18 protein-coding genes, 1 tRNA gene and 1 pseudogene are annotated in these 22,654 nt (G+C 57.3%); 11 read left to right on the forward strand and 9 right to left on the reverse strand.

The genetic code is table 11. The annotated features are described in order from the left end of the window. Positions 1-449: 449 nt before the first annotated feature. The 3 genes from DMX11_RS12375 (at position 450) to DMX11_RS12385 (ending at position 1,508) form a co-directional block, all read left to right on the forward strand. Positions 450-698, forward strand: coding sequence for a hypothetical protein (locus DMX11_RS12375; protein ID WP_110744785.1), 249 nt, complete (start codon positions 450-452; stop codon positions 696-698). A gap of 98 nt (positions 699-796) precedes the next feature. Beyond that, positions 797-872: transfer RNA gene (locus tag DMX11_RS12380), tRNA-Thr, on the forward strand. Between the two features lie 312 nt (positions 873-1,184). Beyond that, complete coding sequence (locus DMX11_RS12385; RefSeq protein WP_011953230.1) at positions 1,185-1,508, forward strand: helix-turn-helix domain-containing protein; 324 nt, start codon at positions 1,185-1,187, stop codon at positions 1,506-1,508. Here DMX11_RS12385 and DMX11_RS12390 read toward each other — a convergent pair. Beyond that, the gene (locus tag DMX11_RS12390; protein WP_110744853.1) at positions 1,505-1,855 is read right to left on the reverse strand and encodes a type II toxin-antitoxin system RelE/ParE family toxin; all 351 of its coding nucleotides are present in this window, start codon (positions 1,853-1,855) and stop codon (positions 1,505-1,507) included. The two genes, DMX11_RS12385 and DMX11_RS12390, sit on opposite strands and share 4 nt — an antisense overlap. Before the next feature lie 167 nt (positions 1,856-2,022). Between DMX11_RS12390 and DMX11_RS12395 the strand changes: the two are divergent. From DMX11_RS12395 to DMX11_RS25865, 3 genes and pseudogenes are all read left to right on the forward strand, one after another. Then, positions 2,023-2,443 (forward strand): annotated as a pseudogene (locus tag DMX11_RS12395) (tyrosine-type recombinase/integrase); the annotation flags it as partial. Between the two features lie 875 nt (positions 2,444-3,318). Continuing rightward, a complete protein-coding gene (locus DMX11_RS12405; RefSeq protein WP_218278960.1) occupies positions 3,319-5,028 on the forward strand; it encodes an AAA family ATPase in 1,710 nt (569 codons plus the stop codon). Next, the gene (locus tag DMX11_RS25865; protein WP_146230359.1) at positions 5,025-6,056 is read left to right on the forward strand and encodes a hypothetical protein; all 1,032 of its coding nucleotides are present in this window, start codon (positions 5,025-5,027) and stop codon (positions 6,054-6,056) included. The genes DMX11_RS12405 and DMX11_RS25865 overlap by 4 nt, the downstream gene beginning before the upstream one ends. Before the next feature lie 484 nt (positions 6,057-6,540). Here the strand turns inward: DMX11_RS25865 and DMX11_RS12410 are convergent, their stop codons facing one another. The 4 genes from DMX11_RS12410 to DMX11_RS12425 form a co-directional block, all read right to left on the reverse strand. Next, positions 6,541-6,735, reverse strand: a complete 195-nt coding sequence (locus DMX11_RS12410; protein ID WP_146230360.1) for a helix-turn-helix transcriptional regulator — start codon at positions 6,733-6,735, stop codon at positions 6,541-6,543. Between the two features lie 459 nt (positions 6,736-7,194). Continuing rightward, complete coding sequence (locus DMX11_RS12415) at positions 7,195-9,663, reverse strand: TonB-dependent receptor (RefSeq protein WP_110744787.1); 2,469 nt, start codon at positions 9,661-9,663, stop codon at positions 7,195-7,197. 99 nt (positions 9,664-9,762) lie between these two features. Next, positions 9,763-10,746 (reverse strand): FecR domain-containing protein, encoded by a 984-nt coding sequence (locus tag DMX11_RS12420; RefSeq protein ID WP_256590612.1) that lies wholly within the window; start codon positions 10,744-10,746, stop codon positions 9,763-9,765. A 5-nt stretch (positions 10,747-10,751) separates the two neighbouring features. Beyond that, positions 10,752-11,261, reverse strand: coding sequence for a sigma-70 family RNA polymerase sigma factor (locus DMX11_RS12425; RefSeq protein WP_110744789.1), 510 nt, complete (start codon positions 11,259-11,261; stop codon positions 10,752-10,754). Between the two features lie 300 nt (positions 11,262-11,561). Here DMX11_RS12425 and DMX11_RS12430 point away from each other — a divergent pair, with 300 nt between their 5' ends. Then, complete coding sequence (locus DMX11_RS12430) at positions 11,562-11,885, forward strand: helix-turn-helix domain-containing protein (protein ID WP_019750201.1); 324 nt, start codon at positions 11,562-11,564, stop codon at positions 11,883-11,885. Between the two features lie 151 nt (positions 11,886-12,036). On the opposite strand, the gene DMX11_RS12435 is transcribed toward DMX11_RS12430, so the two are convergent. Next, complete coding sequence (locus tag DMX11_RS12435) at positions 12,037-14,334, reverse strand: TonB-dependent siderophore receptor (RefSeq protein ID WP_110744790.1); 2,298 nt, start codon at positions 14,332-14,334, stop codon at positions 12,037-12,039. A 140-nt stretch (positions 14,335-14,474) separates the two neighbouring features. Between DMX11_RS12435 and DMX11_RS12440 the strand changes: the two genes are divergently transcribed. The 3 genes from DMX11_RS12440 to DMX11_RS12450 all read left to right on the forward strand — a co-directional run bounded on the left by DMX11_RS12440 (position 14,475) and on the right by DMX11_RS12450 (position 18,378). Continuing rightward, positions 14,475-15,197 (forward strand): response regulator, encoded by a 723-nt coding sequence (locus DMX11_RS12440; protein WP_110744791.1) that lies wholly within the window; start codon positions 14,475-14,477, stop codon positions 15,195-15,197. Between the two features lies 1 nt (position 15,198). Continuing rightward, positions 15,199-16,566, forward strand: a complete 1,368-nt coding sequence (locus DMX11_RS12445; protein ID WP_110744792.1) for an ATP-binding protein — start codon at positions 15,199-15,201, stop codon at positions 16,564-16,566. Between the two features lie 141 nt (positions 16,567-16,707). After that, positions 16,708-18,378, forward strand: a complete 1,671-nt coding sequence (locus DMX11_RS12450) for an FMN-binding glutamate synthase family protein (RefSeq protein WP_110744793.1) — start codon at positions 16,708-16,710, stop codon at positions 18,376-18,378. A gap of 54 nt (positions 18,379-18,432) precedes the next feature. Here the strand turns inward: DMX11_RS12450 and DMX11_RS12455 are convergent, their stop codons facing one another. From DMX11_RS12455 to aguA, 3 genes are all read right to left on the reverse strand, one after another. After that, entirely contained in the window at positions 18,433-19,725 is a 1,293-nt protein-coding gene (locus DMX11_RS12455; RefSeq protein WP_110744794.1) for an OprD family porin, read from the reverse strand. 580 nt (positions 19,726-20,305) lie between these two features. Further along, complete coding sequence (locus tag DMX11_RS26225; protein WP_110744795.1) at positions 20,306-20,503, reverse strand: hypothetical protein; 198 nt, start codon at positions 20,501-20,503, stop codon at positions 20,306-20,308. A gap of 185 nt (positions 20,504-20,688) precedes the next feature. After that, complete coding sequence (aguA, locus tag DMX11_RS12465; RefSeq protein WP_110744796.1) at positions 20,689-21,795, reverse strand: agmatine deiminase; 1,107 nt, start codon at positions 21,793-21,795, stop codon at positions 20,689-20,691. A gap of 277 nt (positions 21,796-22,072) precedes the next feature. Here aguA and rfbC point away from each other — a divergent pair, with 277 nt between their 5' ends. Further along, entirely contained in the window at positions 22,073-22,618 is a 546-nt protein-coding gene (gene rfbC / locus DMX11_RS12470) for a dTDP-4-dehydrorhamnose 3,5-epimerase (RefSeq protein ID WP_110744797.1), read from the forward strand. The last annotated feature ends 36 nt before the right edge of the window (positions 22,619-22,654 follow it).

Here is a 22,654-nt window from a genome sequence, read left to right on the forward strand (position 1 = left end):
AGGTGAGAAACCGAGTGAACATAGGAAGCCCGGCCAGACCAAGGTCTGCTCGCGCACGGTCGCCATTACGCAGCCGATACGTTCAGGTCGGGTTCTCACACCCGGTCGTCAAAGCGACCCGCAAACGGTATCTGTGAGCCATTTCCCCGACAACAGCGATACTTCGGCAGCGCGCGTAGGATACTTCCGAAGCATCCCACTTCTGAAGCTTTTTGCCCCATGGTTCAGAATTACCTTACACAGATAGCCGCGCTTACGCGGCCCCCTGTGGGAGCGGGTTCACCCGCGAAGAGGCCACACCAGGCAACACAAGGTTAATGCTCACCCACCGTAACGGTGTATCATCTGCCCCCCAAATCATTAAAAAGTGACGTCGCGCGCTGCCCGCCAGCCCCGCGGCCTTCTGGCGTTGCGCCAGAACCGACAATGGACCAACGGACCTGACCATCGTGACCCGAGCCAACCCCCTCGCCCTGTTGACCCTCGCCCTGGCCCTTACCGGCTGCGCCGGCGGCACCTCGCCCCACCCCAACAGCAACCTGGGCTGGAACCACCCCGGTATGCAACTAGGCGGCGACAACGGCCTGCCCCTGCGCACCGAAAGCCCCTGCCGCAAGCGCGGCTGCGACAACGACAAGCTGTTCTTCAACCCGGGCAAAAGCGAGCCAAACGTCAATACCATCCACCGCGGCTGGTAGGAAAATTCTCCTTTTGGGCCGGTGACTTAGGTCTTTTGCGAACATTCGCAAGGAAGTGGTTTACAGGCGCCAAACGATCGTTATAATGACGCCCCATTGCCGGTATAGCTCAGATGGTAGAGCAACTGACTTGTAATCAGTAGGTCCCGGGTTCGATTCCTGGTGCCGGCACCATACGCAGTATCAAAAAAGGCTCACCGAAAGGTGGGCTTTTTTTGTTTTCAACCCCCGCAGTCCCGCCCTCCACTCTTGCCCCTGCCAGCGTCTCGTTCTTACAAATCCACTGAAGCCACCACGATCAGTGTGGGAGCTGGCTTGCCTACGATGGGCTGCGCAGCAGACCCACCCACCCCAGGCTGATGCAATTCTCTGATCATCAGCACAGTTCCAAAGCAGACACACCCTTCAACAGAAACGCTTTGACTCGGCAACCAATCCCCACTACGATTTATCGTAAATTTTAGATATTTCTGCCGAGGCAAGCCAATGGCGCTTCAATTCCACGAAAGCCCTTTCCACGCCACCCACGACGCAGATACCGCCAGCAAAATGGCCTTGAAAATGGACTTGTCCATTTTCATCACTGACTGCATCAAAAAAATGGGCCTCAAACAGCATGATGCCGCAGCCAAGCTGAACGTAACCCAATCCCGCATATCCGAGCTTGCAAACGGCAAGATCGAGAAATTCACCTTGGACGCCATGATGGACATGCTGGACAAGCTCGGCTTTCGCACAACCCTGACCCTGCCCTCGAACGATGCCGGTTCACCGCCCCAGATCGTGATCACCCAAACGCCTGGCAGCTAAACCCTGTATCCCATTTTTCTCAGTTCTTGCTTCAACTCCCTCATCCGCTGTTCGGCGACCTGCATCGCGTGCCGGTCGGGCCTGTTGGTCGTTTTTACGAACGAATGCAACACGACGACCATGTCTGCAAATTTGGCCACATACACGCATCGGAATGCAGGGCTGCCGTTGATGATGAGCTCAATCGCACCCGCCCCTACCGACTCGGTCAACGACTTGATCGGCCGCTCTGGGTCCTGGCCATACTGGATGCGTCGCAGGTCTTTACCAAAATCGTCTTGAACGTCCTTGGGAAGGTCTTTGTATTCACGCTCAGCAGCTGCACTCACAAACGCAAACTTTTTCAACGGTCTACCCACGGCGAGATGCTGGATTGGTGGACGGCATGGATGCCAGGAGGGGGAAATTTAGCGCAGTGGCTTGCAGTTGGCGGAAATAGAACTGTTTCGCGGTATAACCCTGAAATATCGTGTTTCTCCCACCCGCTGAAATGAGTTCGCCCTCATTCGAGGTCGGTGTCATTCATCTAGTGCCCTTGTCGCCACAGGCAGTGACCTTGCTCCAGCAGCTCCACACGATCACCGACAAATTCGACCTGGCTTCGCGGATGATGCCAAACAGTGGAAACCGATGTCCCAGAACACGGTGAACGCGGCGCTCAGGACGATGGGCTACGACACCAAGGTGGATATTTGCGGCCACGGGTTCCGAGCCATGGCGTGCAGCGCGCTGGTCGAGTCCGGGCTGTGGTCGGAGACGGCTATCGAGCGACAGATGAGCCACAAGAAACGAACAACGTGCGCGCCGCCTATACCCACAAGGCCGAGTTCCTCGAAGAGCGGCGAATGATCATGACCTGGTGGAGCCGGTTTCTGGATGCAAACCGCGAGGACCATGTGACGCCGCATGAGTTTGCCAAGCAGACGGGCGAGAACAAGGTCACGCCGCTCCCGCGGTGGTTCACCCGCAAGTACGATTCGCGTCCGGCAGCTCGTACGGTCACTACCCATGTGATGGATGCCAACTCAATATCGTTGCCCCTGCGGCAACCACCCTACCCATCTGCTCAGCAGCAACCTATCCGCTTGGCCATTTCACGTGCGCCAATCTGCGCCCGTCTCTTTCACCGGAAAGAGACGGGCGCTCCTGACACTGCTGCAGCCCTGATCGCACATGGCTCAGCGACAATTCCCCTCGTGACAATTGGCGTGACAAACGCCGATGTCACCAGCAACAGCCATGCAGATGATGGTGCCGCAGACCAAGGAATGGACTGCACCTGACTGACAGTCAGGCATGCCCCGGTCATCGCATTGCTGCTTGCGCATGTCTCAGGATCTCGCGGCAGTGGTCTCGTCAGCCAACGCAGCCTCCACCCGCCCACCGGTGACGGTGCTCAGGAGGCCAGATCATGAGATGCCCTTGCTCCCGGACGTAAGGAGCCGCCAGTCCAGCGTCAGTGGACACCCTCACAGGTCGCAGGAGCCTTGATACCTGATAACACTCAACAGTCTTGGCGGGATGAAGTGAGGGTAAAGAGCGGCTTCTTAAATTAGGCACACGAACCATTGGCCAACAAAAAACAGAACCACCTTAACTCGATTCTCGAGTGCTATCAGGAAAGTTAGCAAAAGCCGGGTAGAGTACTGCCTCGCATTAATGAAGGCTTTCCAATATATTTAAATTTTCTTTGGCCACTCAATTGCTACTCATCCTTGCTGTCAAGCCAATAAATAAAATCTCGAAACACTATTGAACCAAAGCGTCAAAAATGGTATATAGCAAAGAGCCACTACAGAGGGAGCTTGGTGTGATTTCTAGATTTTCAGGCAAAAACTATAAAGCTTTTGATAGCTTTGATCTCGATCTAAAGCCGCTCACAATTTTATTAGGCGCAAACAGCAGTGGTAAAAGTGCCTTAATAAACTCTTTACTGATGCTTTCCCAATCTGCCGACTCATCTGCCATTTCAGAATCTCCGCTACGTCTTAACGGAAATAAAACTGGAATGGGGGAAACTCTCAACATAATCAAAGACAAGAACCCCTTAAACAAATTAAGCTTTACTTTTGAATTCGACTCTAAAGACTCCCTGCGAAAAAATCTTGCACAGGCCAAGTCAAATATAGTCCAGAGTTATGAAACTATCCCTAGATGGATGGCTCACTCTGCAACAATCAACAATGTGAAATCATCAACCTTTTCACGACAGGTATCAAAAATAGAAGAGCTGACTGAGACCTTGAGCGATCCATCAAAGGTCTCAGAGTTCAAAAAACATTACACAAAGGTTGTTAAAACTTATCGAGCGATCATGCCAACCGAAAGGAAGCTCCGAGCCTATCCGGATGGTTTCATCAACATTAGTGAAGAAGCTTCAATCCAAAAAATTGAAGATTGCATGGATGCATTTCTGGGAGTGCATTTAAGCAGACTAATTCCCGCTCAGGTAACATACACCTTCACTTATAACAAACGAAAAGAAGTACTTGTTGTTAGCGAGTATACTCAGCACAACAAATTCGGAAACGTGATCTTCAGCTACAAAAAAGAAGGCAACAATATTAGCATCACGTCTGACGTGATAAGCTCCTCTATTCTTGGAAGGTCTAGATCCGAAATCCTTAAGGTGCTGACGCTTGACTCTTTACAAGTCGCCAGCGGGGTTAATATCGCAGGAAATAGTTATGGTGGGCTTGCGTGCTTCCAAAGTAGCTCCAGCCCTGTTGCAAGTGCATTGGGATTGTTTCTAAATTCTACCTCGCGACACCTGCTACAGAATCTTGCCGGTTTACAGGTTAACCATGTCAGCCCTTTACGAGCATTCCCACAGCGCTACTATGTACTAGACAAATCTATCCATCACAGAAAATTAAACGCACTTGACGGAACAGAGCTGGCTGAAATCTTAAAAAACAATCCCACTATCAAAGACGAGATAAACATACTATTCTCCAGGTTCAATATTGGGATTGATGTCGAAAAAGTCAACGACATTATCTATAAAATCGTTGTCAACCAAAACAACGTTAATCTAGAGTTGACAGATGTAGGCTTTGGCATCTCTCAAGTTTTGCCGATTTTGGTTCAAGCATATCTTTCGCCCAGGAACTCTTTGACGATAATCGAGCAACCGGAGATCCATCTACATCCTAGCATGCAGGCTTGGTTGGCTGATGCTTTAATTTCTATTGCTCTCAAAAGCGATAAGAGATTTCTTGTAGAAACACATAGCGATGCTCTTATTAGAAGAATCCGACTTCGCATAGTAGACGAGAGCTCAAAGTTAACTGAAGAACAAGTAAAAATTTACTACCTTCACAAAGACACAATAAAAAAATGCACAATTTTAGATGATATAGAAATTAACGAAAATGGCGATGTTAAGTGGCCTAAAGATTTCATGGACGTAGAGATTAAAGACTCCATTGAAATACAGCAATTAAAGTACGCAAAAGTACACAAAGACAACAAGGAGCAAAATGCACAAAGTGCCGACATAGAGGTAAGACTCCAATGAAAATGTCGCACTGTATTTGCCCTTCATTTTTGTCCAAAAACATTGGCGATGACTCAGTTTTCTTCAAAGTTTTTCTTGAACGATTCTTAATGTCTGATGACCAAATTGTCTTAGATCGCGAGGAGCGCCTCGCTAAATCTTATGTGGACTCACTACAGGAAAACCGAACCGCACTTGAAAATTATTTCAGATGGCGTGAAATGCTAGATAGACGCGACGCAGGAAAAACACTACTAGCATCATCTGGAAGCTCTTCATCCCTTGACGAAACTGTGTACAGTACAATTACAAGCGCCGTAACAAGCTTTGGGAAAGTTATAGTCACAGACAATAATAACAATTACTCAACCTTCATTAACGAAATAAATCGCCAACGAATACATTTATTTAACCTTCAAAACCTGACAACATCTAATGATACACTTACCAAAAAGAACATAGATTTTAGCGAACTCGAAAATGATTTAGAGTGGGTTTTACATCGCCTAGGCCGCCGCGCGGAGAAGGATGACTCCGAGGATTATAATAACGATTACTTGAGAGACATGTTGTCTTCCAAAGGATATGAAATAAAGGATCAAACGCGAGAAGGCGCCTCTATGTCAGGAATTGGTGCTGGAGAACTCGACCTTGTAATTGAGGATCGATCATATCTATTTACTCTCATAGAAGCGATGAGACTAACAAGCGTCGACTCCGATTACATAGACAAACATTACTTAAAATTGCTAAACAACTATAATCCTTTAGAAGTAAAACGAAGCTTTTTAATTACCTATTATAGTGGCGCAAATTTTTCGACGTGGTGGGATAGATACAAAAAACATATCTCTGCGATTGACATGTCCACCTTCGTACATTCCGATTATAATTCAGTTACGAAAATTGTTGATCAGCCTACGTCTTTCGGGTCGGTTAAGAAACTCCACCATCATCTGGAAGTCGGAGGCGAACCTTCGCTTTGCACTCACTTTGCGATTAGAATAGGGCGTCAAGAAGTAAATAACGATTGCTTTAAGGCCGTATAGAATCATCAGGCATGATAACTATCAAACTTGTTAAAATTCTTTCTTACACAAGCTAGGATACACATAAGGATATTTATTGAGATATTTCACCCCAATAAAAATAAATATCCTCTATGAAATAGTGAGTTAGGATAAAATTCGACTCCTGGTGCCGCACCATACACAGTATCAAAAAAGGCTCACCGAAAGGTGGGCCTTTTTTGTTTTCGGCTAGGAGGTTACTCAAATGGCGGACTCCCCCAGCCTTGCGCAAGACGCTGTGCATTCAGCTTGCTCACGCTACGGGGCAACCGCCGCGGCGACTCGGCCGTAGAGCTGCCTCAACAATCCCATAGCGCTCTTCCAGGCTGCACCGTCGCGCAGAGTAAAAGATTCAAAAGCACGCCGCGTCGTCTGTAGGAGCGGCCTTATGTCGCGGAGGGCCGCAAAGCGCCCCCGGCAATCTCAGGCCAGAATAGCGAAAGCTCAAGCCCTCCGAGATGGCTCAAAAAGCCCTGTCAGGCGGCTTTCTGCTCCAAACTCTCCAACCTAGGCAAGCCAGCGCCAATGTGCGTGGTACCGCTTCACGACCACTGCTGTAGCGGCTGATGCTACGGGGGCTGACTCCCAGCGCTTCGGCAGCCTGGTCGAGCGTCCGGTTGGAGTTATCCACAGAACAGCATGAAGCTCTTTCGCGCAGCCACGCGGCTAAGGGCCCAAACTAGATGAACAACTTCTGGGCCACGATCAGCTGGGACAACGGGGTCTGTGGAAACCCGATGACTCCACGTAGGAATACGTTTTATCCACAGGCGCTAATCACCTGAAAATGCATTTCTTGACGACCATTGCCCACAAGCGTTGACTGCTATTTCTAATGCTGCCGGGGCAGCAAAATTTGGCCTGGAGCCGGGAACGCCACACCGCAACCGGAGTGGTTCAGGCCGAGTAGGATCCGCATCCGACAGTTCGTACGTTCACTACCTATGTGATGCCGAAGAGCTTGGCTGCTCAACTAACCCAGCTTTCGCGTAGACGCGCGATTTTTAGGATGTTTTGAACAGCTCGATTGCTCGGAGGGTTTTCACACAGCCTCGGTCGATACCCGCCATTCGCCAGTGAGCGCTCTCGACCCAAAGCCAATGCCCGGTGGCTAATTTCAGAAGTCGTATCGCGTGTTCAACATCACATTGCGCGGTTCACCGTAGTACCCGCTGTAGAACGTGGTGTCCAACGCACTGATGTACTTCTTGTCAAACAGGTTGTTCACGTTGAGGGTGGTGGAAAGCTGGTCGGTGAGCTGATAGCGGGCCATGAGGTTGACCACGGTAAACTGCGATTGCTTGGCCTTGACCGTGCCCATCGCCGTGCTCGGCGTAACGGTTATGTGGGTGCCGCTTTGCCAGTTCGCGCCACCGCCAACGGTCAGCCGATCGAAATCGCCCGGCAGCCGGTAGGTGCTCCACAGCTTCACCATGTTGGCAGGGGCTTCGGTGTTCAAGCGCTCGCCGTCGCGATCCTTGGTGATGCCATGGTTGTAGCTGGCGGAAACATTCCAGCCAGGCATCAGCTCGCCATTGGCTTCGACTTCAAAGCCACGGGTAGTCGCCCCGCTTACTGCCTTGTAGGCGGCGGTAGAGCCATCGTTGTTGACGGTCTTGCCTTCGTCGAGTACAGCAAGGTTGTCTTGCTTGATCTCGTACGCCGCGATACTGGTGTTCAACAGGCCACCAAAGAATTCGCTCTTCAAACCTATCTCGTAGTTGTCACCTTCACGCGGTTCAAGGGTCGAGCCATCGGCGTCACGCACGCTCTGTGGTTTGAAAATGCTGGTCCAACTGGCATAAACCGAGTGCACGTCGTTGAGGTCGTAAACTACGCCTGCATAGGGTGTAACCACGCCGTTTTCCTTGTAATCCGTCGTGCGATTGCTGCGTGGCGTCGCCGGATAGGTCAGGTCGTAGTCGTAGTTGTACTTGTTGACGCGCGCACCGAGGATCACCGACAAGTTGTCGGTCGGGCGCAGCCGAGTGGCAATGTAAGTGCCACTCTGGTGAATGACGGTGTCGCCATCGTAGAGCTTGCCGCCGCCCATGACAGGTTGGTTGGTGTAGTTGTCCCAGTCGTAGAAATTGACGAAGGTCCCTTCGATCCCGGTACCACGGGTGGGCGTATGGCGATTCTCGTAACGCGAATAGTTGTAGCCAACGATCAGCTCGTGCTGGCGGCCGAAGAGCTGGAAGGGGCCTTGTGCCTGCAGGTCTACGCCGGTCTGTTTCTGCCAGGTGCTGCCCGCGCCACCGTACAGACGCACGCCAGCGCCCGTGTTCTCGTCAGGGAAACCCCAGCTGGCGGTGGCCAGCTTGTAGTCGTCACGCTTGATGTACATGCGGTTCACGGAAGCCTTCAAGCTCCAGTCATGAGCCAGCTTCTGCTCGATACTCGCGAAGGTATTGAGGGCATCTTGCGGGTTGTGGCTCCAGCGTGCGGCACTGTTGGTCGAGCGAGAGAAATCGGTCTGTTTGCCATTGCTGTAGAACAGTGGGAAGGCCACGGAGGACGAGCCTTGCGGGTTATTCTTCTGGTAGTCGGCGCCGACGGTAAGCAGGGTGGTATCGGTCAGGTCGGCTTCGAGGACACCATAGAAAATCTGCTTTTCCTGTGAATAGTGGTCAACGAAACTGTTGTTCTGCTGGTACGCCGCGACCATGCGGCCACGCACGTTACCGGCTGGGGTCAGCGGGCCGGACAGGTCGACTTCGGTGCGATACTTGTCCCAAGAGCCCACGCCAGCGGTGATGTGGCCTTTGAATTGTTCAGTAGGGCGTTTGCGCACCAGATTGATGGTGGCCGAAGGGTCTCCCGCGCCGGTCATCAGGCCAGTCGCACCGCGCAGCACTTCGACACGGTCGTAGATGGCCATGTCCGCAAGGCTTTGCGCCGACATTTGCGTTGCGATATCCAGCGTCGTCGGAATGCCATCGAATTGGTAATTATCTACCGAGTACCCACGTGAATAGATGTTGAAGCGTTCGCTCCCCAGGCTCTGCACCGACAGCCCAGGCGTCTGCTGCAACACTTCGGTAATGTCATTGAGCCCCTGGTCATCCATGCGCTGGCGAGTGATCACGCTCACCGACTGCGGCGTTTCACGTATCGACAGGTTCATCTTGGTAGCGGTGCTGCTTACCCCAGTGGTGTAAGAGCCTGTGCCTTCTGTGGTTGCACCTAATGACCGCGAATTGATCGACGTCACCCCCAGCTCCAACGCCCCGCTCGGCTCAGCGGCCTGCATCAGCAGGTAGTTGCCGCTGTCGGTCCTGAATACGCTCAGACCGGTGCCAGCCAGCAACCTGGCAAAGCCCTGCTCCACGTTGAAACTGCCCTTGACCCCAGGACTGGTCTTGCCGGCCGTTAGGCTGGCATCGATCGATAAAGGGATACCAGCCTGGCGACCAAACTGGCTGAGTGCCAGGTCGAGCGGGGCCGCATCAATGTCGAAACGAATGATGCTACTGGGCGCCGGCTGGGCCAGTGCGGCATTGCTACCAGACAGGCCGCACAGGGTCAGGCCAGTGGCGAAGGCCAGGTGGATGGCGCGGGCCAGCGGGGTGATTCGATGCGTCATGTGGAACGTCCGAAAGGGTCAGAGGGACCGCGGTATTGGCGGGGTATGCCCTGAAGCCAATCGAGAACGAAAAAACTGCGCAGAGGGTGAAAATATTTTTCAGGCGCCAGCTCTGGGTACCACCGTCACCCAGTAGCGGGTTCGCCGTTGAATGCTCACTGGCAGGCTGCTTTCCAGCAGTGCGAGGATGCGCTCGTTGTCATCCAGCGGATAGGACCCCGTCACCCGCAAGCCGGCCACACGCGGGTCGCAACGCAAGATGCCCGGACGGTAGCGGCCGAGCTGGTCGATCAGTTCGTCCAGGCGTGTGGCCTGGGCAATCACGAAGCCGTCGATCCAGGCATCGTCCTGCACCGCCGGTTGACTGACGACGATCCCCTCGCTATCGAGCCTTGCGCGCTGGCCGCTGTCGATGACGCGGTGACCCCGACCATGTCGCAGCGTGGCAGCCACGCGCCCGCTGCTGACCGACAGCAGCGTACCCGGACAACCATCCCCGCAACGTACTGTGAAGCGGGTGCCGAGTGGCCGCATCAGCGCATCGTCGGTTTGCACCTGCAGCGGTCGGCCGAGCGGGTCGTGCCCGGTGAGCACGTTGATTTCGCCATATCGCAACAAAATGCGCCGCTCGTTGGCATTGAAATCGATATCCACCGCCGTGGCGGTGTTCAGCCACAGTTCGGTGCCGTCGTCCAACACCTGACGGCGGCGCTCTCCGGTCTCGGTGCTGAGGTCTGCCAAACCGCCCTGCAGCCATTGGCTTTCTCTGTTCTGCCAGGCGATGGCCCCCAGCAAGCTGGCACCCATCAACATTTTCAATACCTGGCGACGGTCACCGTTGACATAGCGGGCCTGTTGTAGCGCAGACCGGGCGACCGGGTCGCGTAGCACACCAGCGTTGTTGCGCAGCAGCGCCGGCAAACCCACCATGCGCTGCCACGCAAGTTCGTGCTCGCTGTCGGCCTGACGCCAGCGTTCTAGCTCCCGGATTTGCTCGGCGGTGATATCGCCGGACTGGGTCAACGAATACCAGGCGATGGCCTGCTGGCGCACGCTGGCGGAAATCGGCTGGGCCTGGGACATGGCGGTCACTCGAACTGACTGGCATAACAGCGATCGAAGGCCTTGAGCATAGCCCTCTGAACCTGGTCGACACTCAGCGCCAGCTGCGCGGCGATCTGCTTGTAGGTCAGCCCATCGAGCTGCGACAGCAGAAAAATCTCCCGCACTCGCGGCGACAGCCCGTGCAGCAGCTCATCGAGCTGTGTGAGGGTTTCGATCAGCAAGTGGCGCTCTTCGGCGGAGATCTCGTATTGCTCCGGTTGCGCCGCCAATGCGTCGGTATAGGCGCGCTCCACCGCCAGGCGCCGCCAACGGTTGATCAACAGGCTGTTGGCGATGGTGGCCAGGTACGCCAAGGGGCGCTGCACATCGTCGAGCGGGCGGCGCGCGCGCATGATACGCACGAAGGTGTCCTGGGCCAGATCATCAGCATCCGCAGCCTCCCCCAGACGCTTCATCAGCCAGCGCTTCAACCAGCTGTGATGCTGCGTGTAGAGGCGCTCGACATCCAGGTCGAAGGAGCTTGGGGGTCCCATAGGCGAGTGGCCTGTCTGCGTTCTTGTGAGCGGAATATGATAATCACTCGCAATTAAGCAGTGCAAGCAGCGGGGGGACGGAGTAAAAGGCTCACCGAAAGTTGGCCTTTTTTGTTTTAACCCCCACAGCCCCCACTCCACTCTAGGCCCTGCCAGCTCATCCCCTTTATAAAATATCTTTTGATGATATCTTATCGAATATAAGGTGCCATAAAACGCAACCTTAATTTTCTGCTACGGTTCTTTAGAGTGCATATAGTAGTACCTTATCCTCTATAAAATGTCGCTTGGTGCCACTTTATGAAAGACTTTTTCCCTGTTCAGAGTACCTCAGTGCTGCACCGAATAGGCCTTCTGATGAAGGAGGCGCGTCTGCGCATGAGAATGCGTCAGGCAGACCTTGCGGACCTGGCTGGAATTTCTCTCCGCACTGTTCGTCACCTCGAGAGGGGTAAGGCGGACGGTGTTTCGTTGCGAGATTTCATGCTCGCGCTGTTCACTGTTGGAATCTCTGACCGGGTTTTCCAGGCGTTGATCGATGACCCTGCGCTTGATCTCAACTCTTTAGAAACCAACACGACCAAGCGCGTAAAGCTGCCGCGCAGCAACGCGGAGGACTTCTGATGTCACGCGCTTACATCGGGCATTTAGTCCCACCACCCCTTCGAGTCTAACCATACAAGCTGGCGCTGCGGTTGCAGGCAACGGCTGCGCCGGTGTTCGCGGGTGAACCCGCTCCCACAGGTACAACGCCAGGCCCTGTGGGAGGGCTTGATCAGAACGCGGTACTTACCGTTAACGACAGGTTGCGCGGGTCGCCGTAGATGGCCCCGGCATAGAACCCGTACTGGGTGTAGTAGTGCTTGTCGAACAGGTTGTTGGCGTTGAGGCTGACGCTGGTTTCATCGGTCAGCTGGTACTTGGCCATGGCATTCCAGATGGCATAACCGGACCAGTTCACGTCAGTGGCACCATTGCTCACACCGTTCGTGGGCTGGCCAGCCGGGCTGGAAATGGCGCGGATGTTGGTTTGTGCGGTCACGCCGGCGCCCAGGGTCAGGCGGTCGAGCGGGCCGCTCAGGCGGTAGGTGGTGGAGGCCTTGAACAGGTGCGATGGGTCGCTGCGGCCGTCGCTGTCGACGCGGCGGAAGTGCAGGTAGGTGTAGCCGGCGTAAACGTTCCAGTTGGGGGTCAGGGCGCCCGCAACTTCCAGGTCGATACCGTCGGTTTCCTGGCCGGAACCGGCCTTGTACGCGTTGCCGCCAGTCGGGGTGGTCAGGTCGCCGTCCAGCACGGCTTTGTTTTCCTGCTTGGTGCGGAAGTACGCCGCCGAGGCGTTCAGGCGGCCATCGAACCACTCACCCTTGATACCGGTCTCGTAGCTTTGCCCACGAATCGGCTCGACCTTGCTGCCGCTGCTGGTTTCAGAGGTTTGCGGGGTGAAGATATCGGTGTAGCTGGCATACAACGAGTAGTTGTCATTGAGGTCATACACCGCGCCCAGGTAGGGGGTGACGATGCCGTTTTCTTCCTGGCTGCTGCGCTCGCCGGCCACGCTACGGGTGACCGAGGAATAGTTGCTGGTGCGCACGCCAACGATTACCGACAGCGGGTCGGTGATGCTCAGGCGGGTGGCGGCGTACATGCCCTGCAGGCGAGTAGTGGTCTTGCTGTGAAGGCCGGTGCGCGAGGCGATGAGGTCGTAATCGTCATCCACGCCATTGTGCCAGTCGGTCACCGGGAAGCCGTTGTTGGCGCGGAACTGGCAACCCAGTGCAGGCGCGCTAGCCATGCCGTCGCCGACCATGGTGCAGGTGTACTGAGGCGACCAGCCGACGGTGCGGCTGTCGTTGTAGCCGACCATGGCCTGGTGGGTGCGGCCAAACAGCTGGAACGGGCCGGACAGGTCGATCTGCGCCGACTGCTGGGTGGTGTCGCTGGAGCTGTGCAACCCGTTCAGCACGGCGCCGCTGCCGTCCTGGTCCCAATAGCCTCCGTAGCTGCCGCGCCCAGCCGAGTTCACCTTGGCAAGGCCGCGATGGTTCAGGGCTTCGGTGGTGGCTTGGGCGGCTTTCAGGTCCAGGGTCCAGTCGTTGTCGAAACGGTGCTCGAGCGAACCGAACGCAGTGCGGGTGGTGTACTCGCCAAAGCTCCAGCTGGGCACCAGGTTGGTGCTGCGCGGCAAGTCGGTCTTGCTGCCGTCGCGGTACCAGATGGGGATGTTCGCGCCCCAGCCGCCACCCACGACTTTGTTGTACTCATACTGGTAACCGGCGCCCAGGGTGGTGGCGTCGTCCAGGTCGAACTCGAAATTGGCCAGCGCGGCGCGGGAGCGTTCGGACTGGTTGTCGCGGAACGAGTTGGCGTCCTGCTGGGTCATCACGAAGCGCGAACGCAGGCGGCCATCTTCGGACAGCGGCAGATTCAGGTCAGCACCCAGGCGACGTTTGTCCCAGCTGCCATATGTGGCGTAGGCGCTGCCGCCGAAGGTTTTGGTCGGTGCCTTGCGGATCAGGTTGACGGTGGCCGAAGGGTCGCCGGTGCCACCGAGCAGGCCATTGGCGCCGCGCACGATGTCGATGCGTTCGTACAGGTCCATGTTCAACGCATTGCCGCTGCCACTGAAATCGGAGCCACCCTGGGTCTGCAGGCCATCGACCTTCCAGTTGCTGATCGAGTAGCCACGGGCCCGGTAGTCGGTACGCCCGCCCACCTCGGACTTGTTGGCCGTGACGCCCGGCGTGGTTTCCAGCGCCTGCTCAATGGTGTGGATGTCACGGTCATCCATCTGCTGACGGGTGATGGTGGTGACCGATTGCGGCGTTTGCCGTGGCGTCAGCGCCAGCCCGGTAGAGCTGCGGGTGCTCTCGACCGTGTAACCCAACTGGCCGGCATCATCGGCGGGCAGCAATGCGCTGTCTTCGATCTGCGTGGCGTCCAGCTCCAGAGGTTTGCCGTCGGCAGCAACGGCCCCGCCACTGATGGCGATGGCCACGAACAAGGCCAGCGGGTTGAGGCGAGGGCCGCCTTGGCTGATGGGGGTGGACACGTTTGGGATGCTGTCGGGATTCATTTGGGAAGGCTTCGTATTTGCAGATGATTTTTTGTTAGGATTCTAGGGATCAGCCCTCCAGGCTCCAGACCCGACATGTACGGGGATGTAATTGAACGTAACGAGCGCCACCGGCCCTCACCGAACAGGTGTTTTACCGCATGAGCACGACCTTGCTGGTTGTCGACGATGACGACGAGATCCGCGAACTTCTTTGTGACTACCTGACCGATGCCGGCTACAACGTGCTAGCCGCAGCCGAGGGTGAACAGATGCGCGAACAGCTGGCCCGGCACAAGGTGGACCTGGTGGTGCTCGACTTGATGCTGCCGGGTGAAGATGGCCTTAGCCTGTGCCGCCAGTTGCAAGCGACGCCGGGGCTGGCCGTGATCATGCTGTCGGCCAAGGGCAGCACGCTGGACCGCATCATCGGCCTGGAAGTGGGTGCCGACGACTACCTGGCCAAGCCTTTCGAACCACGCGAGCTGATCGCCCGGATCAAGGCCGTGCTGCGTCGCCCGCAACGTCTGGATTCCCCCGCCGAAGAGCCCGCCGTGGTGGATGCCCAGCAGTTCGCAGGCTTTCGCCTTGAACACGTCAAGCGTCTGCTCACCCGCCCCGATGGCGAGACGCTGACCCTGCCCCGCTCCGACTACCGCGTGCTGCGCGAATTGCTGGATGCCAACAACCGCGTGGTCTCCCGCGACCAGCTGACGCGTAGCGCGTTTGGCCGCGACCACCTGCCCGACGACCGTTCGGTGGACATGTGCGTCAGCCGCCTGCGCCAGCAACTGCGCCGCGCGCCGGCAGGGGCCGCGCAAATTCTCACGATCCGCAACGAAGGCTATCTGCTGAGTATCGCCAACCTCGCGGCCGACGCCTGACATGCGCTGGCTTCGCCGGCTGTGGCCGCGCACCTTGTTTGGCCAGTTGCTGCTGATCATGGTCAGCGGCACATTGTTGATCCAGTTGATGTCGAGCAGCATCTGGTTCGATGTGCGCTTTGCCCAGGTGCTCGAAGCCCCGGTGCGGCTGATCGCTGCACGCACTGCACCGCTGATTGCCCAGGCCGACTGCCACGGTGGCAACTTGCAGGCGCCAGCCCATTACCAGCTGCGCTGCGCCGAGCACCTGCCCACGGCGGAGCATGACGAGCGTCGCGGGCGCAGGCGCATCGAGCTGTTGCTGCAACAGGCCCTCAAGTACGAGCTGGGGCATACCCAGGACCTGCGCCTGATGAAGGTGCAACTGACCGACGAACTTGGCCAGCCGATTGTCTGGCGCAGCCTGTTCGGCCTGCGCACGGCGCAAGCGCATATCCAGTTCGCGGTGCCGTTGGCCGATGGCCACTGGCTGACCATCGATGGCCAGGAGCTGCAGGGCTGGAGCGGCGAGTCAGCCTGGGTGCTGATCAGCGATTACCTGCTGCGGGTGTATGCGCTGCGCATCGTCGCGGTACTGCTGGTATGCCTGCTCGCCGTGCGCCTGTGCCTGCGCCCGTTGCGGCGCCTGGCCGATGCCGCACGTGGCCTGGGCAGCAACCTTGAACAGCCACCGCTGGCACTGGATGGCCCGGAGGAGGTGCGCCAGGCGGCCCAGGCCTTCAATGCCATGCAGCAGCGGCTGATTGCCATGGTCAACGACAAGGCCTACTTCCTGGCCGCCGTGTCTCACGACCTGCGCACCCCGCTGACCCGTATGCGCCTGCGCCTGGAGCGCCTGCCAGATGACGAACACCGCCAGCGCCTGCGGCAGAACATTACGCAGATGGACGATATGATCGGCCAGGTTCTGGACTACCTGCGTGCGGGGGAGCAGCAGAATTTGCAGCAGGTGGACCTGGACCGATTGGTTGCCCGCCAGTGTGCGGACCTGGCCACTGCTGAAGAACCACTTCCGGTGCACGGCCAGGCGGGCAGCTTGCGGGTAGATGCCTTGCTGTTGCAGCGCTGCCTGCAAAACTTGCTGGTGAATGCGCTGCGCTATGCCAAGCACATTTCGGTCACGCTGGAACGGGCCACAAAAGGGGTGTTGATCCATATCGACGACTGCGGGCCGGGGATTGCACCGGACCTGCTGGCGACCATTACCGACCCCTTCGTGCGCGGTGACGGGTCGCGTAACCAGGCGTACGGCGGATATGGGTTGGGGTTGAGCATCGCCCAGCGGATCGCTGCCAGCCATGGGGGTGAATTGCTGCTGTCGAACCGAGAGAGCGGTGGGTTGCGGGTCAGCATACTGCTGCCTGGCTAACGCGATTTTGTGTGGGAGCGGCCCTGTGTCGCGAGGGGCTGAGGCTACGCAATCAGGTAACAGTCTTTTACCGATTACCCAGGTTTTTCCTCCCCCGCCTTTGCCTATCCTATGCCCGGTCATCCTGCCTGCGATGGACCCATGAATCACTCTCTGCCCAGCCGCTATGCCTGCCTCGCCATCTGCCTGTTGTTCACGTTTGCCAGCTTGCCGCTGCTACCCCAACACGCCTGGCTCTGGCCAATAACACTGATCACTGCCCTGCTCAGCCTGATCGGGCTCAACGACCTGCGCCAAAGCCACCACGCCGTGCGCCGCAACTACCCGATCCTGGGTAACATCCGCTACCTGATCGAAACCATCCGCCCGGAAATCCGCCAGTACCTGATCGAAGGCGACGACGACAAGCTGCCGTTCTCCCGCTCGCAGCGCTCGCTGGTCTACGCCCGCGCCAAGAACGAAAGCGCCGAGAAAGCTTTCGGCACGCTCAACGATGCCTACAAGCCCGGGTTCGAGTTCATCAGCCATTCGATGCTGCCAGTGGCCACGCCAGACCCGGCATCGTTTCGTATCGCCATTGGCGGGCCACAATGCCGCCTGCCCTACTCGGCCTCGATCTTCAACATATCTGCCATGAGCTTTGGTGCGCTCAGCGCCAACGCTATCTCCGCCCTCAACCGCGGTGCGCGAATGGGCCGGTTTGCCCACGACACTGGCGAAGGCAGCATCAGCCCGTACCACCGTGAACACGGCGGTGACCTGATCTGGGAAATCGGCAGCGGCTACTTCGGCTGCCGTACGGCGGACGGTCGTTTCGACCCGCACCGTTTCGCCGAACAGGCCCGCTCGCCACAGGTGAAGATGATCGAGATCAAACTTAGCCAAGGCGCCAAGCCTGGGCACGGCGGCATCTTGCCGGGGCATAAGGTCAGCCCTGAAATCGCCGAGACGCGTGGCGTGCGCGTGGGTGAGGACTGTATCTCACCGGCGGCACACAGTGCCTTCCGCACACCGGTCGAGTTGCTACAGTTCGTGGCGAGCCTGCGCGAGCTGTCGGGGGGCAAACCCGTGGGCTTCAAGTTCTGCCTGGGCCACCCATGGGAGTTCATGGGCATCGCCAAAGCCATGCTGGCCACCGGCATTACGCCGGACTTCATCGTTGTCGATGGCAAGGAAGGCGGCACCGGGGCGGCACCACGCGAATTCAGCGACAACATGGGCGTGCCCATGCGCGAAGGCCTGATGTTCGTGCACAACACCTTGGTCGGCCTGAACCTGCGCTCCAGCATTCGGATTGGCGCGGCGGGCAAGATCGTCAGTGCCTTCGACATTGCCAGTGTGTTGGCCATCGGTGCTGACTGGGTCAACTCGGCACGCGGCTTCATGTTCGCGATTGGCTGCATCCAGTCGCAAAGCTGCCACACCAACAAGTGCCCGACCGGCGTGGCCACCCAAGACCCACTGCGCCAGCGCGCCCTGGTGGTGCCAGACAAGGCCGAGCGGGTCGCCAGCTTCCATCGCAACACACTGCACGCACTGGCTGAAATGCTGGCGGCTGCGGGCCTGGAGCACCCTTCGGAGCTGAAGCCCAAGCACCTGGCCCGGCGCATCAGCCCCAGCGAGATCGGGTTGTTTTCGGACCTGCACACGTTCCTCAAGCCAGGCGAACTGCTTAGTGGCTCGATAGAAAGCGAGTTTTATGCGCGGATGTGGCAGATGGCGCGTAGCGACAGTTTTGCGCCGGAGACTGGGGGGACTGCAACACGAGGTGTGGCATCAAGACTGCGCCACGAAGAGACTGAGCCTGCATGAAAAACAAGACTGGGGCTGCAGCACAGCCCCAGCTTTCATGCAAACGACTGCGGATCAGAAGATGCTGATCGGGTACTCGACGAATACGCGGACTTCGTTGCCGTCGTCGTTGTAACCGTTCTGCTGCACGGCATTGTTGGTACGCAGGAACGAGCTACGCAGTTTGATCGACAGGTCCTTGGCCGGGCCATCCTGAACGACGTAACGAACCTGGTTGAAGATCTCGCGCTCTTTACCTTCGCCGAAGCCGTGGGTATTGATGTTGTCACCCACAACGTACGCAACCTTGTACGTCAGGCCTGGCAGACCGAAGGCACCAAAGTCCAGACCATAACCCAACTGCCAGGAGCGCTCGTCTTCGGCGTTGAAGTCAGACCAGTAGGAGTTGGCCAGGTAGATGGTCGATCCACCATCGCTGGTTCCCCAGGGTTGGCTCTGGTAGCCACCGTAGTTGTAGCCGGTGCTGCCGGTGCTGCGCTGGTGGGCCAAGGTAATGGAGTGCGGGCCAAAGGCGTAGGTGGCCGCCAGGCTCCAGATTGTGTTGTCGTCACCGGTCAGGCTGGCTTTCTCGACGAATTTCTTGTCGATATCAGTCTTGTAGCCGTTGAAATCCAAGGTCAGGGACTGGTCGCTGGCGATCGGGAAGACGTAGTTCAAGCCCAAGTAGTGCTTCTTCATCACATCTTCGTTGTCGGCCGTGTACAGCGAAGCGGTGAAGTTGTCGGTGAACTTGTAGCTGCCGCCGAACACGTTGATGGACTTCAGGTGGCCACTGTCACGACCTTCAGCGCTCTTGCGGGCTTCCTGCGTGAAGCGACCAGCGTTCAGTTCCAGGCCCTCGATTTCCTTGGAGGTAATCAGGGTACCGGTGAAGCTCTCTGGCAGCAGGCGCGCATCGTCATACTGCAGCACTGGCAGTGCCGGCATCTGGTCACCGTACTTGAGCACGGTGTTGGAGATACGGAACTTGATCGCAGCACCGCCACGGGCCAAGTTGTGCGGGGAGTTGGCCGGGTCGGTATCGCTCGGCTTGAAGAAGTCGACGCCCGCGCCGCCGTTGTGGCCTTTGCCACCATCGAGACGCACGGCGTACAGGCCGAATGCGTCGACACCCACACCTACGGTGCCCTGAGTGAAGCCGGAGGAGAAGTTGGCGATGAACGCCTGGCCCCATTCGATCTGGTCGTCGGTGCCGTGCTTCTTGTCGCGGTTGATGTAGGCGTTGCGCAGAAGGACGTTGGCGTGGCTGTCCTCGATGAAGCCCTTGCTGTCGGCCTGGTCATTGGCCTGTGCCTGGGTCGCGGCGATCATCGCCAAGGCGACCAGGCTGATCCTGGTTTTGAACATGTTGTTTTCCTTATTTCTTAATCAAGAACGCGCTGCAATACGACGCCAGGAACCAACGCCCCTTCGTAGGTTCGACGCTATGCGGATCCACACTTGAAGGCCTGCCGGTAAGTGCACGGCAGCCTCTGGCAGCAGCATGGCCAAGGTTATGGCCAGCAGGCGTTGGCCGAATCCTAGCCGTGTGCGATTACAAATGTCAAAAAATCGTGAAATGCAGGTTGATATAACCAAAATTACCGGCGTGCCTGGTGCATTTCCATGCTGGTGTGCGCAATCAGCGGGCAATTTATCTTGTGTAGGAAATGACCTTTTGATCGATCGGACAATTTTCCTGTGCAGACGCTTATGCCTTCCCGCCGATGGGCAGAAGGCAGTCGGGGATTGAGATTGACTGGCTCAAGCAGCGCCTGACCACCACTTCACGGGCACGCACGCTCATAGAACAAAATAGGGGTCAGTGATGTGGCAGGGACGCTGTGGGAGAGGGCTTGCCCCGCGAACACCGGCAAAGCCGGTGCCATGCAGCGCGCGGCGCCCTTCGCGGGTCAAGCCCGCTCCCACCACCACGGGTGTTCTTCGATCAGTGCCACACCGCTATCAGCGCCTGCATTTCTGCTTCGCTGATCAGCCCTTGGGGATACCGTCCGGCAAGCAGACGTCGTGGGTCGGTCGTCCTGACCCTGATGCTTCCATGGTGTTTCAACCACTTCGCCACAACCTTGAGTGACTGGTGATCCACTGCCAATGGGCGCAAAGCCGACTCACTTGCTGCGTTCATGTCTACACGTACTCCCTGGCCCGTGAGCGGCTAATTTACGTAGGTAATGTTACAGATCCGAGAGCCCAGCACGGCCGGGCTATCTACTTGAAAAACAATACAAAACGTATGCCAGCCTGGAGGCCGGGTGTCGCCCGAAAAAAAAGGCCCGTCAGATGACGGGCCCTTCGTTACTCACGCAGCGCTCAACGCTTCACTGGCGCCGGCTGCTGCTGAGTCAGGCAGTGAATGTTGCCACCACCGAGCAACAACTCGCGGCCAGGGATCATCACTACTTCGTGGTCAGGGAAAATCTTCGTCAAAATCGCTCTGGCTTCGGCATCTGCTGGGTCGTCAAAGCTAGGCGCAATAATGCCGCCGTTGACGATCAGGAAGTTCACGTACGACCCGGCCAGGCGCACCGATGGGTCACGCTCCTGGCTACCGGCCACTTGATCGACACCGGCACACTCTTCAGCGGTGGCGAACAGCGGGCCCGGAATCGGCATCTTGTGCACGATGAACTCACGGCCCTTGGCATCACGGGTGTTCTGCAACACCTCCATGGCCGCGTGGCAGCGCGCATAGTTGGGGTCGTTGGAATCATCGGTCCAGGCCAGTAACACTTCGCCCGGGCGCACGTAACAGCAGAAGTTGTCGACGTGGCCATCGGTTTCGTCGTTGTACAGGCCATCGGGCAGCCACACCACGGTGTCTACCGCCAACTGTTCACGCAGCACCGCTTCAATCTGCTCACGATTCAGGTGCGGGTTGCGGTTACGGTTGAGCAAGCATTCCTCGGTAGTGATCACGGTGCCTTCACCGTCCACGTGGATCGAGCCGCCCTCCAGCACGAAACCTTCGGTGTGGTAGCGCTGGCAGCGCTCCATTTCCAGCACCTTGGCGGCCAGTTCCTCGTCGCGATTCCAAGGAGCATACAGGCCACCGTCGAAGCCGCCCCACGCGTTGAAGCCCCAGTCCACGCCGCGCACTTCACCCTGGTCATTGATAACGAAGGTCGGGCCGGTGTCACGCACCCAGGCGTCGTCATTGCTGATTTCGACCACACGGATGTTCGGCTGGTCGAGCTGGCGGCGGGCGTTTTCGTACTGGCCAGCAGACGCCGCAACGGTTACCGGTTCAAAGCGGGCGATCGCCTTGGCCAGGGTTACGTGGGCTGCCTGCGCCGGCTTGCCGCCCAAACGCCAGTTGTCGGGGCGTTCCGGCCAGACCATCCACACCTGGGTTTGCGGGGCCCACTCGGCGGGCATGTGGAAACCATCGGCACGGGGCGTGGAGTTGAGGGTTTTCATAGGTGACCTCTGTGATGGCCCTGAGCCGAAGTGTGCTGGGGCGTTTGCCCATTTATAACCGATATATATCGATGTTTAAAGCCCGATAATCGGGATTTTACAGGATCAAAACGCCTGTAAAACCGATATGAATCGGATCTTCACTGCTTTCGTCTGGCGCCCAGACCCGTCTCACGTCTACCATAACCACACCACGTGCATCCTTTTACAGCGGCTTGCGCAAAAATCGTGCAAGCCGGCTAGGGTCAATACTTGAGCAACGGGCCAGTAAGCCGCTATGAACATCATCCCTACCGCCATCCCGGAAGTACTGATCATCGAGCCAAAAGTTTTCGGTGACAGCCGTGGTTTTTTCTTCGAGGCATTCAACGCTCGCGAGTTCGCCCGGCAGACCGGGGTGAATCTCGAGTTCGTCCAGGACAACCACTCGCGCTCCATCCAAGGCGTGCTGCGTGGGTTGCATTACCAGGTAGAAAACACCCAGGGCAAGCTGGTGCGCGTGGTGCAGGGGGAAATCCGCGATGTCGCCGTGGATGTGCGCAAAAGCTCGCCAACCTTCGGCCAATGGGTCGCAGTGAACCTGTCGGCCGACAACCATCGGCAACTATGGATACCACCCGGCTTCGCCCACGGGTTTGCCGTCATGAGCGAATCGGCCGAGTTCCTGTACAAGACCACCGATTACTACAACCCTGGCGCCGACCGCTGCATTCGCTGGGACGATGCGCAGCTGGCCATCGACTGGGGGCTGCAGCAGCCACCGGTGCTGTCAGACAAGGACAAAGTCGGCCTGCCACTGGCGGAGGCGGAACTGCTGCCGTAACTAGCGCATAATTGCGTCAGACTTTTCTGGCGCATT

The sequence above is a fragment of the Pseudomonas sp. LB-090624 genome, from assembly GCF_003205205.1.
Classification (GTDB): domain Bacteria; phylum Pseudomonadota; class Gammaproteobacteria; order Pseudomonadales; family Pseudomonadaceae; genus Aquipseudomonas.

What these genes read in the sequence shown, in the direction of transcription:
- DMX11_RS12420 (WP_256590612.1), bottom strand. Translation starts at nt 10,746, where the DNA reads ATGTCCCAGGCCCAGCCGATTTCCGCCAGCGTGCGCCAGCAGGCCATC.
- DMX11_RS12425 (WP_110744789.1), bottom strand. Translation starts at nt 11,261, where the DNA reads ATGGGACCCCCAAGCTCCTTCGACCTGGATGTCGAGCGCCTCTACACG.
- DMX11_RS12385 (WP_011953230.1), top strand. Translation starts at nt 1,185, where the DNA reads ATGGCGCTTCAATTCCACGAAAGCCCTTTCCACGCCACCCACGACGCA.
- aguA (WP_110744796.1), bottom strand. Translation starts at nt 21,795, where the DNA reads ATGAAAACCCTCAACTCCACGCCCCGTGCCGATGGTTTCCACATGCCC.
- rfbC (WP_110744797.1), top strand. Translation starts at nt 22,073, where the DNA reads ATGAACATCATCCCTACCGCCATCCCGGAAGTACTGATCATCGAGCCA.
- DMX11_RS12450 (WP_110744793.1), top strand. Translation starts at nt 16,708, where the DNA reads ATGAATCACTCTCTGCCCAGCCGCTATGCCTGCCTCGCCATCTGCCTG.
- DMX11_RS12455 (WP_110744794.1), bottom strand. Translation starts at nt 19,725, where the DNA reads ATGTTCAAAACCAGGATCAGCCTGGTCGCCTTGGCGATGATCGCCGCG.
- DMX11_RS12440 (WP_110744791.1), top strand. Translation starts at nt 14,475, where the DNA reads ATGAGCACGACCTTGCTGGTTGTCGACGATGACGACGAGATCCGCGAA.
- DMX11_RS12445 (WP_110744792.1), top strand. Translation starts at nt 15,199, where the DNA reads ATGCGCTGGCTTCGCCGGCTGTGGCCGCGCACCTTGTTTGGCCAGTTG.
- DMX11_RS12415 (WP_110744787.1), bottom strand. Translation starts at nt 9,663, where the DNA reads ATGACGCATCGAATCACCCCGCTGGCCCGCGCCATCCACCTGGCCTTC.
- DMX11_RS12435 (WP_110744790.1), bottom strand. Translation starts at nt 14,334, where the DNA reads ATGAATCCCGACAGCATCCCAAACGTGTCCACCCCCATCAGCCAAGGC.
- DMX11_RS25865 (WP_146230359.1), top strand. Translation starts at nt 5,025, where the DNA reads ATGAAAATGTCGCACTGTATTTGCCCTTCATTTTTGTCCAAAAACATT.
- DMX11_RS26225 (WP_110744795.1), bottom strand. Translation starts at nt 20,503, where the DNA reads ATGAACGCAGCAAGTGAGTCGGCTTTGCGCCCATTGGCAGTGGATCAC.
- DMX11_RS12430 (WP_019750201.1), top strand. Translation starts at nt 11,562, where the DNA reads ATGAAAGACTTTTTCCCTGTTCAGAGTACCTCAGTGCTGCACCGAATA.